This window comes from Thermopolyspora sp. NPDC052614, from assembly GCF_040678635.1.
Taxonomy (GTDB): domain Bacteria; phylum Actinomycetota; class Actinomycetes; order Streptosporangiales; family Streptosporangiaceae; genus Thermopolyspora.
The window spans coordinates 1-20,825 of the sequence record NZ_JBFATZ010000014.1; the positions used below are offsets into that span (position 1 = coordinate 1).

The following is a 20,825-nucleotide window of genomic DNA, read 5'->3' on the forward strand; positions in this document are numbered from 1 at the left end:
CTGGCCAAGGAGAACCGGGCCAGCCGCGACTGACCAATGCCGGGGGGTTAATTTTCCCGGAACCGCGCGGGGTCACTATCGCGCGTCCGTTGACACCTTGCGGCCTGTGTGCGTGAGCTGCACTCGTACGAGGTGCCTGAGATCGTGGCGGTCCCGATCGTCCAGGGGACGCCGGATTACCTTGACTGGATCAGGCGGGAGACGTCCCCAGAGCGCGGCGAGTAGCGCGGATGTCGCCGAGTAGTTCCCGGGCGGCTTGGTCGGGCCGGGCTGCGAGGGCCTTCTCCACCTCAACGAGGTGCTGCATGCCCCAGGTGGATTCGGTGCGCTGGGCTGCTTCGAGTGCGCGGCGGGCGTAGGCGACTCCCTCGCTTACATCGCCGAACTGGAGCTGTGCTTGTGCGATGTCGGCGTAGACGACGGACACGCGCTTCTGGTCCTTGTCCTGGCCGAGAGCAGCAAGGGCGGCTTGGCCGGCCTCTGTCACGTGCTGCTCGTCGCCGAGCCGTACGTAGGTCGAGAGCTGTAAGGCTGCCATGCGTCCGGCGTCGAGAAAGCGGGTCCATGCGCGCTCTCGGTGGGGCCGGGCTCGGGTATGGGCTTCCTCAGCTCGCTGCAACAGCTCAACGGCCTGGCCGTCGCCGAGTGCGGCCAGCTCTTCGGCTTCGCGGGCGAGCAACCATGCGCGGGTCGCGTCGTCTCCCTCGGCTGGGAGGAACTGCTGGGCGCATCGGATGTGCTCGACGGCCTCGGGGCCGGTGGTGGCGTACGACCGATAGGCGTAGATGCACGCCTGGATGACGCGGTGCCCGCTCTCCTTGGCGGCCAGGGCGGCGACGCGTTCGAATGAGACCGACTGTGCGAGCTGCTTGAGGTCCCAGGCGATCCAGGACGCCAGCGTTGCGGCTTCGCCGGCTGTTGCCGCCAGGCGGCGCCGGTAGCGCTCGGGCGGGCCGCTTTGAAGCAGGGTGCTCAGCTCGTTGATGTGCGTCGTCAGCCCTTGGTAGATGGCTCGGGCAGGCATGATGTATTCGAGCCGGTGGAAGCCGATGGTTCGCGCTTCGAGCCGTTCAATGGTGTCGTCGTCGAGCATCTGCGGTCCCCTGAGCGCACGGGAAAGACGTTCCCAGGGGTCCGCGATGGAGGCCGCGGTTTCGGCGGTCATTCCGGCCGCGAGGAGCAATATCGTTCGTCGGTCCATCCGGGCATCCAGCCTTCCCACTAGCCAGGCCAGCGTCAGTAGGTCGACATCCCACAAGCCATCAGTTGGACGCGGGCCGATCACCACGCCTTCGACGCTAAGGAGCTGACTCGCTGGCATCCCATCCCGAGAGGGGATAGCGCGACGGGATGAGGCGGCGTCGATGATCTGGGTACGGCCGGGCGAGCGGGGGGCGAGTCCGAGAGCGAGCCGGGCCGGGTCGGGCATGCGCAGTCCATCGGCGATCCGCTCGAACACGTCAAGCGCTGTAATCTGCGCGTTTCCGCGCATGATCTCGCTGACCTTGCCCTGGCTGAGGTTCACGGCAATACCGATGCGGGTCTGACTCACGCCCGCATATTTCCTGATAAGCCGGAAAACCTGCCCGATATTCCGTTTCTTTAGTGCGTCAAGCATTTCAGGGCGCTCCCAGAGGTCAGGCGGGATCATGACTCGTTCCGCCGCTTCTGCGGGCATAAGGCGCTTCCCCTTGCGTCTGCTTGACTTCCTGTATTCCAAGCTTCCGGGTTGGGGTTAACCCGTCAAGAGATATCGGCATGCCCGGCCGGAATATCGGCGCGGGATGGGTTGAGCGACCTGCAATTACGACCCTTGCCCCATGGTTACGGAGACGGAGAGGTGCGGAGCCTGCCGGGGGAAGGGTTGGCGGCTCGTTCGGCGGGCGTCGGCGGATGCCGAGTACCGGCTTGACGGCGTGATCGTGGAACTGTCCACGGTCGAGTGTTTCGACTGCTCGGGCTCGGGCCGTGGGACAGTGGCGTCGTGAGCGGCGATCGGCTCGTGGCGGGCCGTCGCCCCCTGGCCCTCACCGCTGCCCAGTGTGCCGAGCGGCTGCGCTTAGAGCTGGAGCAGTACGGCGTGGCCGCCGATGTCCACGAGGGGTACGGGCTGGCGCTGGTGTTGGTCTGGTTCGAACTGGTCGTGTGGACCGATGGCCGCTGGTTCCGCTGGCGCTCGGGCCGTAACTCGACCAGCGGGCGACCGGTCTACGCCTTCGCCCCGGCCTCCGACATCGTCACCACCGCGCGCCGGGTGGCTCACCGGTATGGGCAACTGCGCCAGCACTACCCCCGTCCGCCGTACCTGGCGGGAGACGCCTAGCGCACGACCTCGGCGAGCCGGGAGCAATTATCGAAAAAGGGCCCCGACTCGCGGGCGGCGGGGCTGGCCATGGCGTTCCAGCCGATCGGGGCGGCCCAGGCCCGCCGGCGCGCGATCAACGCACCCCAACTGGTCGCCCTGGTCCGCGCCGGCGCGACGTTCGAGGGAGGCAAGCTCGTCGAACGACCCGACGAGGTATCCTCGGTGGCCGCCTGCAAGATTTTGATCCATAGGTATTGGCGATTGCTCGAGCCTGGCTTGTACGGAGCTCAAATATCTGGCCGACCTGCGGGAACACCCCCAAGATCATTGCCAGGTGTTTGGCGGACCGGCGACAGACGTGGGCTCGGGGTGGCGTTCGAACCTGGGTAAGCTGAGCCGACGGTTTTACAGCGCGTCAGCATTTCCGGCCGAACGTGCTCCCTGACCTGTGGCGATTCTCTGTCGCACGGCTGCCGCCCTCAAGATCATTGCACGCATATTGCACGACGGACCGACCAACATCCGGTGCGTAAGCGCACCATGCGGTGCCCTGTCTCCTGTGCCTCCCCCATCCTCCTCGTAGCTGCCGATTCCCAGGACGGGACCGTCGTGTCAAGGGTCAGCGAAGCTGATCGCGAAGCGACGCCGTAGGCGCCCTTGACTCGGCGGTCCCGCCCGGGACACTTGAGCAGCGAGGAGGATGAAGCCCAGGCGACCGGTAGCACGGATACGCCCGGTGCGGCGATGCTTGCGCCAGCAAGGATCGAAACTACGAGTAGTGACACCAAACGGCAACTTTATTGAGTAATCGTCAAGACCGGTGGATCAGGAGTTCCTAGGCGGCTGCGGCTGCTGGTGAGGGCTGGTCGTCGGGGCGTTCGACGAGCTTGCCGTTGATGAAGGTCGCTCCGGCGCGGACGAGGGCGACGAGGTGGGGGGCGTTGACCGCGCGCCAGCGGGCCTGGGCCGACTCGATCAGCTTGAAGGCCATGGCCAGCCCGGCCGCCCGCGATCCGGGCCCTTTGGTGACCTTGGTGCGGTGCCGCACGGTGGCGAATGTCGACTCGATCGGGTTGGTCGTGCGCAGATGCGCCGTCGGCGCGCACCCCGATCATCACCAGCAGGCACAAACGGTGTTCCTCCAGCCGGACATTGACGTGCACCCCGTCAGCCCACAGGTAGACGTAGTCCACACCCGACAGATCCCGAGCGGCGAAGGCGCGCTGCTCAGCCTTCCACTGCTCGGTCAACCTCGTGATCACCGGCGCGGACAGCCCGGACGAGGAGCCGAGGAACTGCCCCAGAGCCGGGACGAAATCTCCCGAGGACAGGCCATGCAGATACAGCAGCGGCAGCACCTCGGCGACCTGAGGGGTCTTACCGTACCCAGGGCGGCAGGATCGCCGAGGAAAAGCGCTTACGCTCCCCGGTGACCTCATCGACACGGTTGTCGTTGACCCGCGGCGCGCGGACCTCGACCGTGCCGGCCGCGGTGAGCGCCTGGCGCGGGGCATGGTAGCCGTTGCGCACGACCAGACGGTGACCGTTGTCATCCCGCTGGTCGGCGAAGGCGGCGATGTAGGCGTCTACCTCCGCCTGCAGGGCGGCGGCGAGCATCCGCCGGGCGCCCTCCCGGACGATCTCGTCGATCAGTGAGGAGGAAACCGGGTTGTCTGCCACAGGCTGGTCGCCGTCGGCGGGATCAGGGACTACGGTGAGCATCGGGTGGGCCTTCCCGACCGACGTTGGCGCGTCGGTCATGCGTGAGAGACCTCAAACGATCACCGGGAAGGTACACCCCTTCCCGGCCGATCCACAGGTCTCAAGCATTGCTCAACTTTATTCGGCGGCAGTGAAGTGAGCGAATCAGCTAATCAGATAATCCGGAACTTTTGCGAGCAGGAAATTTTACCCAACGAGCATGCTCTCAATGTACTAGTGCGTTCGTTCGGGCGCCAGGCTGCCAGACTCGAGGAAGACAATGTCGATCTGAAATCTACATTCCAGAATGATCCAAAATCGTGGCCTGCACTCATCAAGGACATCGTCGCTATGCACAACAAAGGCGGCGGTGTTTTGATTTTTGGAATCAACAATGACGGTGCACGTATCGGATTAGCGGCTTCTATGTCCGCGACTCTTGATCCGACGAACATAGGAAATAAAGCGCGGCGCTACCACCTGAACGGCACCGCGCGGACTGCCTATCTTGAGTGCTCCTACTATTCAAAGCGTTATGGTTTTCTTTTCGTTCATGCAGGCGCGGGGCTCCTTGTATTCGACAAAGATGTAGCTGTAGACAAACCAGGAGGGTCACAAGAGATAGTTGCGCGAGCCGGAGTAGTTTACACTCGCCGAGACAGTGCGACTAAACCTGCACGACAGGGAGATATAGATGCGCTTCTTCACAGGATCCTCGGCAAAGGAGTGCGAGCGTTCCTTGCCCGTGTAGAGAAGGTAGCTAACCTGCCAGCGTCTACGCAGCTAATTGCACAAACGCCCGGTGCAAGCAGCGGTTACGTTTTAACGGCTGCCGGCCAAGGGGTGCCTGTCACGATCGTTGGTCCAAGTGAGGACGCCCAAGCCATCCCCTTAACAGAAGCTATGTTGCCGGACCTTCCCTTGGTTAGCGCCAACGCAGAGGTGATAAATCAGCTTCGTCAGTTTCATGCGGACCCGGATCACCGAGTGCAGCCCGGCACCCTCCGGCGGTGGTATCTGAGGCGTGCAGAAATAAGCTGTCCACCTGATGCCGGGATCTTCCTGACGCTTTCAGCGCTCGATACGAGAGCGCTTCCTTGTTACTGGGCGTCCCTAGTAGACCGCGGACAGCTTAAGAAATTCGTCGCTGAACAGATTCGGCGTGATAAGTATCCTGCCCGTGATACGCTGCCCTACCTGGTTGCAGCCTTTTTTTGGGATGAGCGAACGGATATGCTCCAAAACCTATTAGATCGGTCGGCTGCTCGTCGCGTATGTCAGGCGACGGATCGAGAGGACTTTCTCCGCCACGGTCGTATGGTCGGCGCAAGGACTGTTAGGATCGGCTCACGTAGAATCCCTATACAAGACTTATATGCTGATCCTGAGGCAGCACAGGCTGCCCTGGACGAGATCATTGCAGATGATGATCTGTACGCAAGGTCGAAGCAGGTAGCTTATCAGCTCGATCTGTGGCTACATGCGGACAGATAGCGGCTGACTCAGCTCAGTCACTCACTTGACGGAATTGTGTGATTATGATGACCAGTTGTGGCGCCAGGCACCGACCGTGCGCGAGAACGGCCTCCCAGGCCGCACGCGCAGCGTGCGGTCGGGTGCCGGGCGCGAGGCGGCGCGGAGCGCCGCCCTTGATACTCAAAAGCGTAATTCGGCAACGCTGGTGTGAAGTGTTGGAGCTTGCAGGCTGCGGCAGGTGCTGCTCTACACAGGAGATCTCTATCTACTTTGATCGTGATGCGCTTTCCTTGTTATCAGGGCGAGCATCGATAAGTACTATATCCTTCCGCCCTTCTAGCTGCAGCTCGCGCAATAGACGCTTGACTCTCTTTTCTTCTTGTTGGGTTGCGTAGATAATTACCAAAAATGCGCAGTTTGTTCTATTGGCTTCTTTGTATATTTCTACCTGATGGGTCAGTCCGTGCCGCAATCTAGTGTTGCTGCCGAGTTTGAATTCGACCAGGCATTTGTCGTGCGCACCCATACTAATGGCGAAGTCCACTGGCCCGCGACCGTTATTCACCTCGCGGCTAACAGCGTATGGCGTCCCATGCCACACAGCCTGGAAAAGAATTTGGACGTCTTCCTCTTTGAGGCTGTCGAGTTCGTTCCGATGCAGCAATTTGAAGCCGCCCTGCATCTCAATAAAATGCTTAAATGTCTCTAGCCTGCTTCGCGTTTCTTCATAGCTATTTGAGCTGGACCTATAGAAAGTCGTACTATCTCTCAGTTGGGCGCTGATCTGCTCCGCGAGGAGAGCTATCTCTCTGTTCTTTCTAACTTGAGATGGATTATAGATAAGGCCAACTACCCCCTTCCCGCCCCATTTAGTCTGCGGTGGGACTAGAATTTTCTGGCGAGACCGAATAGCCTTGGTTGGCTCTCCTAGAAACACCTCGGCCCTCCACAGGTGAGAGCTCTTTCTTGCGCTATTGGTGAATCCGGGCAGCGCGATAATCGCGTGATCCTTCGGATCGATCCTAAAGGCTTCGGGGTTTCCATCAACAAACATGACCCCTCCGCTGTCACTAACAAGACGCCAATCACTAATCGTGACTTCATGTCGCGATCCATTCCAGACGATCAAATAAAGGCATCCGTGATCTCTGAAGAACGTCAGCTTGCTGACATTGATGATCCTATCTTTGTGGGCGCGAATATTATGTTCAGGGCCGTCGTCCGAGGGTGACCATGTCGCTACGCCATAGCCGATATGCAGTTTTATTGACGGAAATAGACTGTTGATCAAGTGGGCCCCCATCTGAAAGTGTGACATTGCATATAAGAGTGATATCATTAGAAGTTTAGCGCAGGCGCAATGCCGGGAAGGCTGGCACCTCGACCACGAACCCATCAACCTGCCCGACACCCCGGATGAGTATCAGCGGCATCTCGTGGAGCTGCGCGCGGACGCTCAGGCGTGGCGGGACGAGGTCGAGAAGGCCGGCGGGGACACCACCGACCTGGACGCCGCCATCATGGAGCTGGATGAGGAGATCAACCGCGCGGGGATGCGCGGCAACGTCCTCGGCCGAGTCTCCGGCAAGCGCACCCGGTCCACCAAGCGGCGGCAGGACGCCCCGGACCTGCCCAGGCGGCGCATGGCTAAGACCACGCTCGGGCGGACCTTCACCGGCTCTGGCGGCAGAACCTATCGGCCGTCGATGTTCGTCACGCTCACCCTGCCCTCCTACGGGCGGGTGCTGGAGGGTGTCCCTGTCGACCCGGACGCCTACGACTACACGCGGGCGGCCCGCGACGCGTTGCACTTCTCCAAGCTCGTGGAGCGGTTCGTGCAGAACCTCCGCCGCGTCGCCGGGTTCGATGTGCAGTACTTCGCCACCGTCGAACCGCAAAAGCGGCTCGCCCCGCACCTGCACATGGCGAACCGCGGCACCCTCCCCAGGGCGGAGCTGCGGCAGATCGTCGCGGCCACCTACCACCAGGTGTGGTGGCCACCCACGGACACCGTTCGGTTCGAGGGTGACCACCTGCCGGTGTGGGAGGACGGGGCAGGCTACCTCGACCCGGACATCGGGGAGGTCCTGCCCACCTGGGAGCAAGCCCTCGACCAGCTTGACGCCGACGAGGACGCCCAACCCCTGCATGTGCTGCGCTTCGGCGACCGACTCGACATACAGAGCGTCCTCGCCGGGACCCCGGACGCCGACCAGCTCATCCGGTACCTGTCCAAGTACCTCACAAAGAGCCTCGGGGACGCGCTCGGCACCGACGACCCGCGCCGGAAAGCGCACGCCGAACGGCTGCTGGAGGCTCTGCGGTTCGAGCCGTGCTCGCCCACGTGCCCGAACTGGCTGCGCTACGGCATCCAGCCCAAGGGCGCCAAACCCGGCATGGCCCCTGGGCGGTGCAGAGGCAAGGCACACAAGCCCGACCACCTCGGCTACGCCGGCCGCCGCGTCCTCGTCTCCCGCAAGTGGTCCAACAAGACCCTCACCGAGCACAAGCAGGACCGCCGCACCTGGGTCCTGGAAGCCCTCGGCCTGCCCGACGAACCGGCCGACCCCCACCGCTACATCTGGCGGCCGGTCAAGCCCGGTGATCCCGACCTCGCCCCCATCGGCGTACGGCTCCTGCGGTCGGTCCACGAACGCCAACGCTGGCTCAACCACCTCGCCCGGCTCGAAGCCGAGGCAGACGGCAGAGATCTTTCGGCAACTGAAGGGAGGGCGGCATGAAGAAAGACGACAAGCTGATGACAGTCCCCGAAATCCTCGACGCGCTCGGCGGCATCTCCCGCCGCACCTTCTACCGCTGGCGCCAGATCGGCAAGGCTCCCGAGGGCTTCAAGCTCCCCAACGGGGAGATCCGCGGGTACCGCAGCGAGTTCGACGCCTGGTTGGAAAGCCTGCGGGAGGCTGCGTGAAGACCTCCTATGACGTGAAGTTCTTCGAGACCTACCGGAACAAGTCGAGCAAGGCGCCGTCCTACGTCGTGCGCTGGCAGGTGGCCGGGAAGCGGTCTTCGAAGACCTACCGGACCAAGGCTCTCGCCGAGAGCTTCTTGTCGGACCTCCGTCAGGCGGCCAAGCGGGGAGAGCCGTTCGATGTCGAGAGCGGCCTACCGGCCTCCAAGCTCAAGGCCAAGAGCGCACGGACCGTCTTCGACTTCGTCCGGGCCTACATCGACATGAAGTGGCCCCACGCTGCGGCGAAGACGCGCGACAGCATCTCTGATGCGCTCTCCACCGTGCTCCCTGCCCTGACCAAAGATCGTCCGGGCCGCCCTGACGCCGAGACCCTGCAGACCGCGCTCCGCAAGTGCGCCCTCATCCCGGCGGACAAGAGGCCGGAGCCGTCCCCGGAGATGGCGCGAGCGATCCGCTGGCTCGAAGGTGCGTCCCTCGACCTGGCCGATTTGAACGAGACGAAGACCGTACGGCTTGCCCTCGACGCACTCGCGCTTCGTCTCGACGGCCAGGCGGCCAGCGCGAACACCGCCAGGCGGAAGCGGGCCGTCCTCCATGCGGTCTTGGAGTACGCCGTCGAGCTGGAAGAGCTGCCGTCCAATCCGCTCCACAAGGTCAAGTGGAAGCCCCCGAAGACGACCGAGACCGTAGACCCTCGCGTGGTCGTGAATCCGCGGCAGGCCAAGGAGTTGTTGACCGCCGTGACGTACGTGGGCAAGCGTGGCCGGGGTCGGCGGCTCATGGCCCTGTTCGCCTGCATGTACTACGCCGCGCTTCGGCCGGCTGAGGCCGTCGCCCTTCGACGGCAGGACTGCCATCTTCCGGCAACCGGCTGGGGGCGTCTCCTCGTCGACGTGTCGCGCCCAGAGGTCAACACCCAGTGGACCGACAGCGGCGACGCTCACGAGGAACGCGGGCTCAAGCACCGGGGCCGGGACGACGTACGGCCGGTGCCCATCCCTCCGGCCCTGGTGAAGATCCTTCGGCAACACATCGAAGAGTTCGGGGTCGGCTCGGACGGGCGGATCTTCCGAAGCGAGCGCGGCGGGGTCATCGCCTCGACGGCCTACACGGAGGTGTGACAGGAAGCCCGCAAGCTCGCCCTCACCCCCGCCCAGGTCGCCTCTCCCCTGGCTCGTCGGCCGTACGACCTGCGGCACGCGGCCGTCTCCCTCTGGCTCAACGCAGGAGTCCCGGCCCCCGACGTGGCCGAGCGGGCCGGGCACAGCGTTGACGTCCTCCTGCGCGTCTACGCCAAGTGCCTCGACGGCCAACAGGAGATCGCCAATCGGAGGATTGACGACGCCCTTGCGGCGTGAGTCGCGATCACCACAGACAGGGTCCCAGAAGCCGGCCGGGACCCTTCGCCGTTTCGGCGGCTCGTCTCGTCACCCCTACGATGCCGAAAAGCGCGGCGCGACCTGCGGAAACGCGCCCAAGATCATTGCACGTATATTGCACGATCATCGACAGACGGCCGCATGGGCCCGGACAGCAAAAGAGGCCCCTTAGGGCCTCTGAGCTGCGAATTCGCTGGTGGCAGGTCCAGGGTTCGAACCTGGGTAGGCTGAGCCGACGGTTTTACAGACCGCTCCCTTTGGCCACTCGGGCAACCTGCCTTGTCGTTCCGCTTGGCGCGGTGACAGGTAAGAGGATAGCGGACTTCCGGGGTGTACGTGACACCCGTTCGTGGGGCGGTGATCTGCACCCGGGGCGGGCGGGATCGGTAGGGTCGGGGAGAGCGTTAGGAAGGACACTCAATACCGATGGCCGATTCGAGTTTCGACATCGTTAGCAAGATCGACCGGCAGGAGGTCGACAACGCGCTGAACCAGACGGTCAAGGAGGTCGGGCACCGGTTCGACTTCAAGGGGACCGGGGCGGGGATCGCCTGGTCGGGTAAGGACATCGAGATCAGGGCCAACAGCGAGGAGCGGGCCAAGGCCGTGCTCGACGTGTTGCGGGACAAGATCGTCAAGCGGGGGCTGTCGCTGAAGATTCTTGATCCGAGTGAGCCCAAGTTGTCTGGCAAGGAGTACCGGATCATGGTCTCCCTCAAGGAGGGCATTGATCAGGAGCACGCCAAGAAGATCTCCAAGATGATTCGCGACGAGGGGCCCAAGGGCGTCAAGGCGCAGATCATGGGGGAGGAGCTGCGGGTCAGCTCGAAGAAGAAGGATGATCTGCAGGCGGTCATTTCGCTGCTAAAGGGCAAGGATCTGGACATCGCGCTGCAGTTTGTGAACTACCGGTAGTCACGACGGCGGCGTTGGACTGCCGTGCGGTCTCCAGCGCGTTGGGTGGCGCTGGGAGGCTGTGGAGGGCATCCGGGGCACATGGGTGAGCGGCATCGTCCGTGTGGATGTGCGTTTTCCTGTGCCCCGGCCGCTCCCCGCGTGGCGTGCCCCGTGTCGGCGGCTTGGGGACCGCGTTCATGGTCTTGATCGCCTGGTGGGCGGCGTCTCGCGGGTTGAGCCACCTCGTGCTCGTTGATCTCTGCTCGGGTAGCGTCGGAGATATCGGGCAAAGGAGGTCAAAGTGGGCAAGGTTTATGAGGCGTTGACGGATCGGCTGCGGGCCTTCATTGAGGAACAAGCGGTCTTTTTCGTCGGTACGGCTCCCCGTGAGGGTGGGCACGTCAACGTTTCGCCCAAGGGGCTCGCCGACACGTTCGCCGTGCTCGATGAGACGACCGTCGCCTATCTGGATCTCGGTGGGAGCGGGGTGGAGACGATCTCCCATCTCCGGGAGAACGGGCGGATCACGATCATGTTCTGCGCCTTCTCCGGGCCGCCGAAGATTTTGCGGCTGTACGGCACCGGCCGGGTGGTCATGCCCGGCGATGAGGAGTGGGACGGGCTGTTCGCGCGGTTCGGGGCGCATCCGGGGGTGCGGTCGATCATCGTGGTGGAGTGTGAGCGGATCGCAGACTCGTGCGGGTACGCCGTGCCGCTCATGAGCCTGGACAAGGAACGCGTCTGCTGGACCAGTCGGCGGGGCGTAAGAGTGCGCAGCAGTTGCGGGACTATCGCGCCAAGTACAACAGCCGGAGCATCGACGGGCTGCCGGCGCTGACCTCCGAGGAGATCGACGCGGTTCTGACGTGATCACGCCGCGCCGGTGGGTTTGGCACGGCGCGGCGTGATGGGCGTTCGGTGGGGTTGTGGCGGGTGGTCAGCGGCGGTAGCCGGCCATGCGCTCCAGGCGGGCCACGCGGTCGGCGGTCGGGGGGTGGGTGGAGAAGAGGCGGCCGATGCCCACGCCGCGGAACGGGTTGGCGATCATCAGGTGGGAGGCCGAGGCGATGCGGCCGTCCTCGGGGAGCGGGATTCTGCGGGTGCCCAGTTCGATTTTGCGGAGGGCCGAGGCCAGCGCCAGCGGGTCGCCCGTGAGGCGGGCGCCCGACTCGTCCGCCTGGTACTCGCGGGATCGGGAGATCGCCATCTGGATCATGCCGGCGGCGACCGGGCCGAGGATCATCATGAGCAGGCCGCCCAGCAGGCCGGGGCCGTCGTCATCGTCGGACGAGCCGCCGAAGAAGACGGCGATGTAGCCGAAGTAGGTGATGATCGTGGCGAGCGCGCCCGCCACGGAGGAGATCAGGATGTCGCGGTTGTAGACGTGGGACAGCTCGTGGGCGATGACGCCGCGGAGTTCACGTTCGTCCAGCATGCCGACGATGCCGTGGGTGACGCAGACCGCCGCGTTTCTCGGGTTGCGTCCGGTGGCGAACGCGTTGGGCTGCATCGTCGGTGAGATGTACAGCCGGGGCATCGGCTGTCGCGCCTGCGTGGAGAGTTCGCGGACGATTCGGTAGAGCGTGGGCTGTTCGACCTCGCTCACCGGCCGCGCCCGCATGGCGGACAGGGCGATCTGGTCGGAGAAGAAATAGGCGATGCCGTTCGCAAGCAGAGCGACGACGATCGCGATCTGCACGCCGGACCCGCCTCCCAGCCACGCCCCCAGCGCCAGGATCAGCGCGGAAAGAGCGCCCAGGAGAACCGCGGTACGCAGACCGTTGTGGTGCACGCCTCCCCCTTCGCGGTGCTTGGCAGCAATGCCCGATTGCACTGCCCACCAATGTCAACGCATGTGGCGTGGTTGAACGTTCCCCAGAGTGATCAGCCCACAGCGGACGGGAGGATCCCGAACACGACCTGCGGCGCGACCGAGAACAGGACCGCGGCGGCGAGGGTCGCGGCGATCGCGACGCCGACGGGTCCGGCTCGGCGTCCCCGGCCACCGTACGGCTCGCGCCCGGCTCCCGGTGCCTCGGCGGTGAAGAGCCTGGCCGCCCAGCCGACGTAGTAGTACAGGCCGACGACGGTGTTGACCGCCATGACGACGGCGAGCCACCCCGCTCCCCCGTCGACGATCTCCCGGAAGACGACGATCTTTGCGAACAGGCCGGCCATTCCCGGCGGCAGCCCGGCGAGGCAGATCAGGAAGAACGCCAGGGACAGCGCCGCGGCGGGCCTGCGAAACAGCAACCCCCGGTAGTCGTCGATCGCGTCCCCGCCCTCGTCGGCGGATCCCCGGGCGACCAGCATGACCACGGCGAACGCCCCGATGTTCATCGCGGCGTAGAACACCAGGTACGCCATCGAGGCGGCGGCCGGGGCGCCGCGGCCCGTGCCCCACACGGCCAACGGCGCCAGGATGTAGCCGGATTGGGCGACCGACGACCAGGCCAGCAGCCGTACGGCCTGCCGTTGCCGCAGCGCGAGCAGGTTCCCGGCGGTCATGGTGAGCGCCGAGAGCACGGCGACGACCGGCGTCCACAGCGCGGCGCGGGCTCCGAGGGCGGTGGTGAGCAGGAGGATCAGGCCCGCGAACCCCGCCGCCTTCGAAATCACCGACAGCAGCGCGGCCACCGGGATCGCCGCGCCCCGGTAGACGTCGGCGGCCCAGAAGTGGAACGGCACGGCCGCGACCTTGAACGCGAAACCCGCCACGACGAGCACGGTCACGATCAGGCCCAGGTTGGGGCCGAACTCGGCACGCTCGGTGGCCACGCCGAGCCGGTCGAGGAAGACGGTGCCGCTCATGCCGTACAGCAGGGAGATCCCGAACAGCGTGACGGCCGTCGAGACCACGGAGACCAGGAACAGCTTCAGCGCGGCCTCGGAGCCGCGCGGGTCGTGGCGACGCAGCGCCGCCAGCGCGAACACGGGCAGCGACACCAGTTCCAGCGCGACCACCAGCATGATCAGGTCGCGGGAGGCGGGGAGCAGGACCGCGCCGGTCAGGGTGCACAGCAGGAGGAAGTACCACTCGCCGGCGGGCACGGTGCCCTTGGCGATCTCGCCCATCGACAGCAGCACGATCACGACGCCGGACGCCAGCATCACGCCCGCGAAGACCAGCGTCACACCGTCGATCACGAATGAGCAGGCCGAGGGTCCTCCGCCGTTCAGCCCGGCTGGGACGCAGAAGGTACGGCGCACCGCGCCCTGCGCCCCCTGCGCGGCGATGACGCCGAGCGCGGCCAGGACGCCGACGAGCGTGACGCCGCCGAGGATGGTGGCCCTGGACGGTGCCCGTCCGGATGCGCCGGCGGGACCGGTGGAGCCAGGGGTTTCGGCGATCGCGTCGGCGGAGTCACCCGCCCGGACCCGCGAGCCGGCGTCGGATACCGTGGCCGCAGGGAGATCCGCTCGACGGCGCGGCCGGTCGAAGGGGAGGAACGCGCCGAGCAGCAGGACGATTCCGGCGGTCACCGCCAGGATCAGGGGTGCCGCGATCGCGTAGTAGTCGATTGATTGGATCACTCGACGCCCTCCGCCCGCTCGATGCCGAGGTCGTGCACAAGATCGCTTTCCCTGCGACGCGGCCCGCCGGGCGGTGCGACGGTCTTCCGGGTCCAGTGCGGACCCGGAAGACCCCTGGCGCGCAACTCCGCCCAATAGTCGCCGAGACCGTGGGCGCACGTGGCGGGCGGCATCGCGGCCGCACAGGTGAACACGTCGGGGTCGGTCACGGGATCACCCCTTGCACGATCGCCAGCACGGCTCATCAGCACCACCAGGACAGCCCAGGCGACCAACTCGTACGCAACCGCACCCCCACAGCACCAACGATTTGTCGGCCGCGAGGGCGAACACGCCAGGATCGGTCACCGGATCACCCCTTGCACGATCGCCTGCACGGCTGGGGTCGTGAGCAGCAGCAGCCCCTTCGGCCACAAGCCGAAGAGCAGGATGAGCGCCACGAGGGGAGTCCACGCGGCCACCTCGTACGCGGCCACGTCCGGCGGCCTCAGTGGTTGCTCGGCCGCCGTCGCGACGGCCGCTCGGCCCGCCGCCGCACTGCCGGTGGCCGGTGCCGGGGTCTCCCGGGCGGCCACGGTGGCGTCGTCGGGGCTCCGGGGCCTTTGTTCACCTGCGGAATCCGTGCCGTCCTCCGGGGCGCGCGGTCTGCCGTGGGTCACCTTTGACAGCATGGTGAGGAAGTACGCGGCGGTCAGCAGGGTGCCGAGGCCGCCGAGGGCCATGAAGGCCAGGTAGAGCGGGCGGGGCAGGCCGGGGGCGGGTTGGAAAGCGCCGAGTAGGGCCAGCATCTCGCCCCAGAATCCGGCCAGGCCCGGCAGGCCGAGGGAGGCCACGGAGGCGAAGGTGAGCAGGGATGCCAGGTATGGCAGGCGTGCGAGTAGCCCTGGTCCGAGGGACGTCATGTCGGCCGTGCCGTACCGGGATTTGAGGGAGCCGGCGAGGAAGAAGAGCAGGCCCGTGATCAAGCCGTGGGCGATATTTCCGAACAAGGCGGCGTTTATGCCGACCGGTGTGAGGGTGGCGAAGCCGAGGAGGACGAAGCCCATGTGGCCGATCGACGAGTAGGCGATCATGCGTTTGAGGTCGCGCTGTGCCAGGCACGCCAGCGCGCCGTAGATGATCCCGACGACCGCGAACGCCCCGAGCCACGGCGCCACCGCGGCCGCCCCCTCCGGCAGCATCGGGATGGCGATCCGCGCGAAGCCGTACGTGCCCATTTTCAGCAGCACCCCGGCGAGCAGCACCGATCCGACGGTCGGCGCCTCGGTGTGCGCGTCGGGCAGCCAGGTGTGCAACGGCCACATCGGCGTCTTCACCGCCAGGCCGGCCGCCACCGCCATGAACGCCACAATCTGCACCGACCGCGACATCCCGGACCCGTGCGCGGCGGCGAGTTCCACCATGTCGAGCGTCCCGGTCTGCGCCCAGATCACCAGCAGGCCCAGCAGGAGTACGGCCGAGCCGAGCAGCGTGTACAGGATGAACTTCACCGCCGCCGCCCGCCGCTCCGGCCCGCCCCAGATGGCGATCACGAAGTACATCGGGATCAGCACGATCTCGAAGAACAGGAAGAACAGCAGCAGATCGAGCGCGAGGAACGTCCCGAGCATGCCGACTTCGAGCACGAGCAGCGCGAACACCAGCGCACGCGGCCGGGCGACGCCGAGCAGCTGGCCGGGCCGGTCGGCGCGCCCCCACCCCAGGTAGACGAAGCACAGGAAGGTCAGCAGCGCGGTCAGCACGACCAGCGGCAGCGAGACGCCGTCCACGCCGAGGTGGAAGCGCAGGTCGAGCCACGGGATCCAGCGCCAGTCCGCCTCCGCCTGCATCCGGCCCGCCGCGCCGTGGTCGAACCCGGCCGCGAGCACGACGGCCAGCGCCAGCGTCAGGCCCGACACCGCCATGCCGTACGCGGGCAGCCGGGGCCGCCACCGGATCGGCAGCAGCAGCGCGGCGCTCCCGGCCAGCGGCACGGCGGGGAGGGCGACCAGGATCCAGCTCATCTTCCCCACCGCCGGTTCATGTGAGCACCACCGCCGTCACCGAGACGATCAGGACGCCCGCGAGCACGCCCGTCACGTAGAGTTGCGGGTTGCCGGTCTGCGCGAGCCGTACGAGGTGGGACAGGCCGGTCGTCAGCCGTCCCGAGCCGCGCACCGCGCCGTCGACCACCCTCTCGTCGGCGCGCACGACCTCCCGGGCCAGCCACCGCACCGGCCGTACGAACAGCACGTCGTACGCCGAATCCACGCAGAACGCCCGAGCGCTGGGCGCCTGCAGCGGCCCGAGCACGCGCGCCGGGTCCGCGGCGGGGTCCGCGCGCCAGGCCACGTACACGACCCCGGCGCCCAGCAGCGCCAACACCACGCTGGTCGCCGCCGAGCCCCAGGCCAGGCCCTCGGTGTGGACGAACCCCAGCAGCAGCGCCGGTACGGCGAGCACGACGACCGGCCAGAGCATCGTCGGCGGGGCCTCGCGGGCGTCCCACACGTGCGCGGTGCCCGGCGCGGGTTCCGGCGACGCGGCGCCCTCCTGGCGGCTCTCGCCGAAGAACGTCCGCAGCCAGGCCCGGGTGGCGTACGCGCCGGTGACGGCCACGGTCGCCAGCGCGCAGCCGTACAGCAGCCAGGCCGCCGCGTCGGTGAGCACCCGGCCGGTCGCAGCGTGCTCGACGGCGGCGAGCACCGCGTCCTTGCTGAAGAATCCGCTGGTCGGCGGCAGTCCCATCAGCGCCGCGAACCCGATCGTCATCGCGCCGAACGTGTACGGCATCGCCCGTCGCAGGCCGCCCATGTCCCGTAGGAAGTTGGAGGCCACCTTGTGGATGACGGCCCCGGCGCACAGGAACAGCAGCGCCTTGAAGGCCCCGTGGCTCACCAGGTGGAAGATCGCGGCCTCGTCGGACCCGGCGGCGAGCCCTCCGGCCATGTACGCGAGCTGGCTGATCGTCGAGTACGCCAGCACCCGTTTGAGGTCGTCCTGCGCGAGCGCGGCGAGCGCGGCCCCGAGCATGCCGACGGCGGCGAGCACGGCGAGCACGTCCAGCGTGGGGCGGGCGGCGAGGAAGACCGGGTACAGCCGGGCGACGAGGAAGATCCCGGCCGCGACCATGGTGGCCGCGTGGATGAGCGCGCTGATCGGCGTCGGGCCGGCCATCGCGTCCGGCAGCCAGGTGTGCAGGGGCGCCTGCGCGCTCTTGCCCGCCACGCCCGCGAGCAGTAGCATCGTGGCCGCCACGACCGTGCCGGTGGGCATCTCCGGAAGTGCCCGGATGACATCGACGATGCGGAAGCTGTCCGCCGCGAACCCCAGGACGAAGATCCCGAACAGGAATCCCACGTCGCCCAGCCGCGTCACCAGGAACGCCTTGACCGCCGCCCGCGAGTTCGCGCGGTCCTCCCACCAGTGGCCGATCAGCAGGTACGAGCACAGGCCCATGACCTCCCAGCCGACGTACAGGACGATCAGATCGCCCGCGTAGACGACGAGGAACATCGCGCTGGTGAACAGGCCGATGAACGCCGCATACGACGGATATCGCCGCTCATGCCGCATATATCCGACCGAATACACCTGTACGGCCAGCGCCACTCCAGCCACCAAGACCCCGACCAGCGCGGCCAGGCCGTCCACTCGCGACTCCACACCGATCGCGATGGAGCCTGTGTCGATCGAGGTCAGGGTGCTCTCCGCCACCCCGGGAAACGCCTCCGCCCAGAAGGGCGCCCGCCCGTCACCCCCGCCCCGGCCGCGCAGGTCGATCAGCAGCCAGACCGCCAGCACGGCGGCCACCGCGGTGGGCGCCACGGCGAACCACGCCGCCCTCCGATGCGCCCCCGTCTCATCCGGCCGATCACCACGGACACCTACGGATCGGGGCCAACCGGACAGCAACAACGCCGCCACCGCGCCCAGGAACGGCAACAGGATCACGAGCCAGGCAATCACCGCCGCCCCTCCCCTCGCCCCAGACGCGCCGACCGCTTGGCACGGACATCCGCAGGTCGAGGCCCGTCGGACAGCAACAACGCCACCGCGCCCAGGAAGGGCAACAGGATCACGAGCCAAGCGATCACGACCGCCCCTCCCCTCGCCCGGAATCCGCCGCCCCCGCACCACGAACCCCCACACCGCTGCCTGCGACCTCGCCTTCTCCTCGCTCGGCCGCGTCCGCCGTCTCCCCGTCCGCTTCGGCGGATTCCGGGTCGTCCGGCGTACCGTCGCGTGGCCCGCGCTCGGCGAGCAGTCGTAGGCGGTCGATGTCGATCGTGCCTCGGGCGCGGAACACGGCCAGCACGATCGCCAGCCCCAGCCCGACCTCGGCCGCAGCGATCACGATGACGAACAGGGTGAGCACCTGGCCGCCGTGCAGGGCGTCGCGGAGCCAGACGTCGAAGGCGACCAGGTTGAGGTTGACCGCGTTGAGCATGAGCTCGACCGACATCAGCACCAATATGGTGTTGCGCCTGGCCAGCACGCCGTACACACCGATGGAGAACAGCAGGGCCGCGATCACCGCCGGATAGACGACGTGCATCTCATCCCCCCTCGGGCTCCGACTTCGGCGTACCGGACGAGCCCGGCGGCTCGCCCCCGTTCTGCTCGCCGGAGGCCGACGGCGGCATCGCGACGGCGGATTCGCCCGGCCGCCGTCCGTTTCGTGAGTCCTCCTGACGCGACCCTCTGTCGGACGGAATGTCCGTACGGGAGATGACGATCGCGCCGATGAGCGCGGCGAGCAGCAGGATCGACAGCGCCTCGAAGGGCAGCACCCACGTGCGGAAAATGCTCGACCCCAGCGGCTGCGCCGCCCCGCGACCCGGCTCAAGATCCGCGTACGCCGTCCGGAAGCCCTCGATGACCACCGCCACGAGCACCGCGGCCGTGGCCACGGCGACGATGGCGGCCACCACGCGATTTCCGGAGTCGAGATCGGTGCTTCGCCCCACGGGCGCGCGGGTCAGCATGATCCCGAACAGCAGCAGCACGACGACCGCGCCCACGTAGATGAGCACCTGCACCCACGCCACGAACTCGGCCGTCAGCACCAAATAGCACCCGGCGAGCGCCCCGAACGCGACGACCAGCCACAGCGCGGCGTGCACGAGCTGCCGGGTGGTGACGACGAGCAAGGCCGCCCCGACCGCGACCGCCCCGAGCAGCAGCAGAACGATCTCCTGCGCGCTGGGCGGCCAGACCGGCGGAGCGGCTCGCGTCACGACTCGTCCCCGCCCTCCGGCCCGATGTCGGGTTCCGCGGCCTCTTTGCCCCTGGGACGGCGCGGATCTCCACGCCCCGCCCCCGCCTCGGGTCCGCCCCCGGACCCCGCGCGATCGGAGCCGTCCGGCTTCTTCGGCAACGCACCGGGCGGGCGTACCGACCGGACGTTCGCCAGGCGGCTGCGCGCGCTTCCTTCACGAACGGGACGACCGCCTTCAGGGCGACCCGGATCGGCCCCTTCGGTCGATTTCGCCGCACTTGCCTCGGGCCGCGCCTCGGGTCGCGGCGAAGCCGACATCGCCCGCCCCGGCTCGGCCGACGCCGCGCTTTCCGAGCCCACGCTGCCCGAACCCACGCTTTCCGAGCCGGTGCTGCCCGAGCCCGCGCTCGAACCTGCACCTGCCGAAGGCCCGCCTCCCGTACGGCCCGCCGTCTCATCGGCGCCGCTCGGCTTCTTCGGCAACGCGCCCGGCGGACGGATGGAGCGGACGTTCGCCAGGCGATCGCGAGGGCTGCGCTCGCGGGCGGGCCGTCCAGATGCGGATTCGTCCGCCACCCCTTGGCCGGGGGTAGACGACCCGGCAGGCCCGGCGGTTTCCCGGCCGGGTTGGACACGCGCGCCCGCGCCGGAGTCCGCCTCGCCGCCCGCGGAACGGCCGGCCTCCTCCTGCGGGCGGGCATCCGGTTCCGCGCCGGGACGCCGCCGCTCGCGGGTCGCGGGCCGCGCGCCGCCGGGGCGCTCCCGGCCCGTCCCGGCTCCGGTGGCGGCGGACATCTCCTTGGGCGGCTCGGCGTTGACCTCGTGCGCGGGCGGCGGTGGAACGGTCTGCACCCAGTCCCGCAGGCGATCCTTCTCGTGGAGAAGGTCACGTATGTCGTACTCGGCGTACTCGAACTCCGGCGACCAGAACAACGCGTCGAAGGGGCACGCCTCGATGCAGATGCCGCAGTACATGCACAACGAGAAGTCGATCGCGAAGCGGTCGAGCACGTTGCGCGCACGCGGGCGGCCGCCCTCCGGAGCCGGCAGCGTCTCCTTGTGCGAGTCGATGTAAATGCACCAGTCGGGGCACTCCCGGGCGCACAGCATGCAGACCGTGCAGTTCTCCTCGACCAGGGCGATGACGCCACGGCTGCGTGCGGGCAGGTCGGGCTTGACGTCGGGGTACTGCTGGGTCACGGACTTGCGCACCATGTGGCGCAGCGTGACGGCCAACCCCTTCGCGAGCCCTTCTCCCGGTATGTGAGCCACAACAGCATCATCGCGCACATCTCGCCGAACGTGAATGTGACAACCGTGCTCCGCTCCGTACTCGCACCCCAGCGGCGTCAGAGCGTCACACCGTCCACAGAAAACCCCCGGTCATCCACAGAAATCGGC

At 67.0% G+C, this 20,825-nt stretch carries 17 protein-coding genes, 1 tRNA gene and 3 pseudogenes; 9 read left to right on the top strand and 12 right to left on the bottom strand.

Translation table 11 applies throughout. The annotated features are described in order from the left end of the window. Positions 1 to 144: 144 nt before the first annotated feature. Complete coding sequence (locus tag AB0K60_RS26195; protein ID WP_364060845.1) at positions 145 to 225, top strand: hypothetical protein; 81 nt, start codon at positions 145 to 147, stop codon at positions 223 to 225. Here the strand turns inward: AB0K60_RS26195 and AB0K60_RS26200 are convergent. Further along, positions 191 to 1,651, bottom strand: a complete 1,461-nt coding sequence (locus tag AB0K60_RS26200) for a helix-turn-helix transcriptional regulator (RefSeq protein WP_364060317.1) — start codon at positions 1,649 to 1,651, stop codon at positions 191 to 193. The two genes, AB0K60_RS26195 and AB0K60_RS26200, sit on opposite strands and share 35 nt — an antisense overlap. 333 nt (positions 1,652 to 1,984) lie before the next feature. On the opposite strand from AB0K60_RS26200, the gene AB0K60_RS26205 reads away from it, so the two are divergent. After that, positions 1,985 to 2,323, top strand: a complete 339-nt coding sequence (locus AB0K60_RS26205; RefSeq protein ID WP_364060320.1) for a hypothetical protein — start codon at positions 1,985 to 1,987, stop codon at positions 2,321 to 2,323. Between the two features lie 18 nt (positions 2,324 to 2,341). Continuing rightward, positions 2,342 to 2,524: pseudogene (locus tag AB0K60_RS26210) on the top strand (IS256 family transposase); the annotation flags it as partial. Positions 2,525 to 3,140: 616 nt separating this feature from the next. Here AB0K60_RS26210 and AB0K60_RS26215 read toward each other — a convergent pair. Continuing rightward, positions 3,141 to 4,027 (bottom strand): annotated as a pseudogene (locus AB0K60_RS26215) (transposase). Positions 4,028 to 4,162: 135 nt separating this feature from the next. On the opposite strand from AB0K60_RS26215, the gene AB0K60_RS26220 reads away from it, so the two are divergent. Next, positions 4,163 to 5,500, top strand: coding sequence for an ATP-binding protein (locus AB0K60_RS26220; protein ID WP_364060322.1), 1,338 nt, complete (start codon positions 4,163 to 4,165; stop codon positions 5,498 to 5,500). A 247-nt stretch (positions 5,501 to 5,747) separates the two neighbouring features. Here the strand turns inward: AB0K60_RS26220 and AB0K60_RS26225 are convergent, their stop codons facing one another. Continuing rightward, on the bottom strand, positions 5,748 to 6,773 hold the full coding sequence (locus AB0K60_RS26225) for a hypothetical protein (RefSeq protein ID WP_364060325.1): 1,026 nt from the start codon (positions 6,771 to 6,773) through the stop codon (positions 5,748 to 5,750). Between the two features lie 46 nt (positions 6,774 to 6,819). On the opposite strand from AB0K60_RS26225, the gene AB0K60_RS26230 reads away from it, so the two are divergent. The 3 genes from AB0K60_RS26230 to AB0K60_RS26240 are packed head-to-tail and all read left to right on the top strand — an operon-like array spanning position 6,820 to position 9,535. After that, entirely contained in the window at positions 6,820 to 8,223 is a 1,404-nt protein-coding gene (locus AB0K60_RS26230; protein ID WP_364060848.1) for a replication initiator, read from the top strand. Next, positions 8,220 to 8,411 (top strand): helix-turn-helix domain-containing protein, encoded by a 192-nt coding sequence (locus AB0K60_RS26235; protein WP_364060328.1) that lies wholly within the window; start codon positions 8,220 to 8,222, stop codon positions 8,409 to 8,411. Before AB0K60_RS26230 ends, AB0K60_RS26235 begins: the two co-directional genes overlap by 4 nt. After that, a complete protein-coding gene (locus AB0K60_RS26240) occupies positions 8,408 to 9,535 on the top strand; it encodes a site-specific integrase (protein WP_364060331.1) in 1,128 nt (375 codons plus the stop codon). The genes AB0K60_RS26235 and AB0K60_RS26240 overlap by 4 nt, the downstream gene beginning before the upstream one ends. Before the next feature lie 452 nt (positions 9,536 to 9,987). Here the strand turns inward: AB0K60_RS26240 and AB0K60_RS26245 are convergent. After that, positions 9,988 to 10,072: transfer RNA gene (locus AB0K60_RS26245), tRNA-Tyr, on the bottom strand. Between the two features lie 147 nt (positions 10,073 to 10,219). Here AB0K60_RS26245 and AB0K60_RS26250 point away from each other — a divergent pair. Next, on the top strand, positions 10,220 to 10,708 hold the full coding sequence (locus AB0K60_RS26250) for a YajQ family cyclic di-GMP-binding protein (protein WP_364060334.1): 489 nt from the start codon (positions 10,220 to 10,222) through the stop codon (positions 10,706 to 10,708). Positions 10,709 to 10,991: 283 nt separating this feature from the next. Then, a complete protein-coding gene (locus AB0K60_RS26255) occupies positions 10,992 to 11,528 on the top strand; it encodes a pyridoxamine 5'-phosphate oxidase family protein (protein WP_364060337.1) in 537 nt (178 codons plus the stop codon). Between the two features lie 99 nt (positions 11,529 to 11,627). Here the strand turns inward: AB0K60_RS26255 and htpX are convergent, their stop codons facing one another. From htpX to AB0K60_RS26295, 8 genes and pseudogenes are all read right to left on the bottom strand, one after another. Beyond that, the gene (gene htpX / locus AB0K60_RS26260; protein WP_364060340.1) at positions 11,628 to 12,482 is read right to left on the bottom strand and encodes a zinc metalloprotease HtpX; all 855 of its coding nucleotides are present in this window, start codon (positions 12,480 to 12,482) and stop codon (positions 11,628 to 11,630) included. Positions 12,483 to 12,574: 92 nt separating this feature from the next. Beyond that, a complete protein-coding gene (locus AB0K60_RS26265) occupies positions 12,575 to 14,224 on the bottom strand; it encodes an NADH-quinone oxidoreductase subunit N (protein WP_364060343.1) in 1,650 nt (549 codons plus the stop codon). Beyond that, a complete protein-coding gene (locus tag AB0K60_RS26270; protein ID WP_364060346.1) occupies positions 14,221 to 14,433 on the bottom strand; it encodes a hypothetical protein in 213 nt (70 codons plus the stop codon). The genes AB0K60_RS26265 and AB0K60_RS26270 overlap by 4 nt, the downstream gene beginning before the upstream one ends. Positions 14,434 to 14,568: 135 nt before the next feature. Then, the gene (locus AB0K60_RS26275) at positions 14,569 to 16,227 is read right to left on the bottom strand and encodes an NADH-quinone oxidoreductase subunit M (protein ID WP_364060349.1); all 1,659 of its coding nucleotides are present in this window, start codon (positions 16,225 to 16,227) and stop codon (positions 14,569 to 14,571) included. A gap of 16 nt (positions 16,228 to 16,243) precedes the next feature. Then, positions 16,244 to 18,172, bottom strand: coding sequence for an NADH-quinone oxidoreductase subunit L (locus AB0K60_RS26280; RefSeq protein ID WP_364060352.1), 1,929 nt, complete (start codon positions 18,170 to 18,172; stop codon positions 16,244 to 16,246). Between the two features lie 292 nt (positions 18,173 to 18,464). Continuing rightward, positions 18,465 to 18,761 (bottom strand): annotated as a pseudogene (nuoK, locus tag AB0K60_RS26285) (NADH-quinone oxidoreductase subunit NuoK); the annotation flags it as partial. Between the two features lies 1 nt (position 18,762). Next, positions 18,763 to 19,443 (bottom strand): NADH-quinone oxidoreductase subunit J, encoded by a 681-nt coding sequence (locus AB0K60_RS26290; RefSeq protein WP_364060355.1) that lies wholly within the window; start codon positions 19,441 to 19,443, stop codon positions 18,763 to 18,765. Next, complete coding sequence (locus AB0K60_RS26295; RefSeq protein ID WP_364060358.1) at positions 19,440 to 20,639, bottom strand: 4Fe-4S binding protein; 1,200 nt, start codon at positions 20,637 to 20,639, stop codon at positions 19,440 to 19,442. Before AB0K60_RS26295 ends, AB0K60_RS26290 begins: the two co-directional genes overlap by 4 nt. Between the last annotated feature and the right edge of the window lie 186 nt (positions 20,640 to 20,825).

Coding starts and splice junctions, on each gene's coding strand:
- AB0K60_RS26200 (WP_364060317.1), bottom strand. CDS start 1,651: ATGATCCCGCCTGACCTCTGGGAGCGCCCTGAAATGCTTGACGCACTA.
- AB0K60_RS26235 (WP_364060328.1), top strand. CDS start 8,220: ATGAAGAAAGACGACAAGCTGATGACAGTCCCCGAAATCCTCGACGCG.
- AB0K60_RS26250 (WP_364060334.1), top strand. CDS start 10,220: ATGGCCGATTCGAGTTTCGACATCGTTAGCAAGATCGACCGGCAGGAG.
- AB0K60_RS26275 (WP_364060349.1), bottom strand. CDS start 16,227: ATGAGCTGGATCCTGGTCGCCCTCCCCGCCGTGCCGCTGGCCGGGAGC.
- AB0K60_RS26295 (WP_364060358.1), bottom strand. CDS start 20,639: ATGGTGCGCAAGTCCGTGACCCAGCAGTACCCCGACGTCAAGCCCGAC.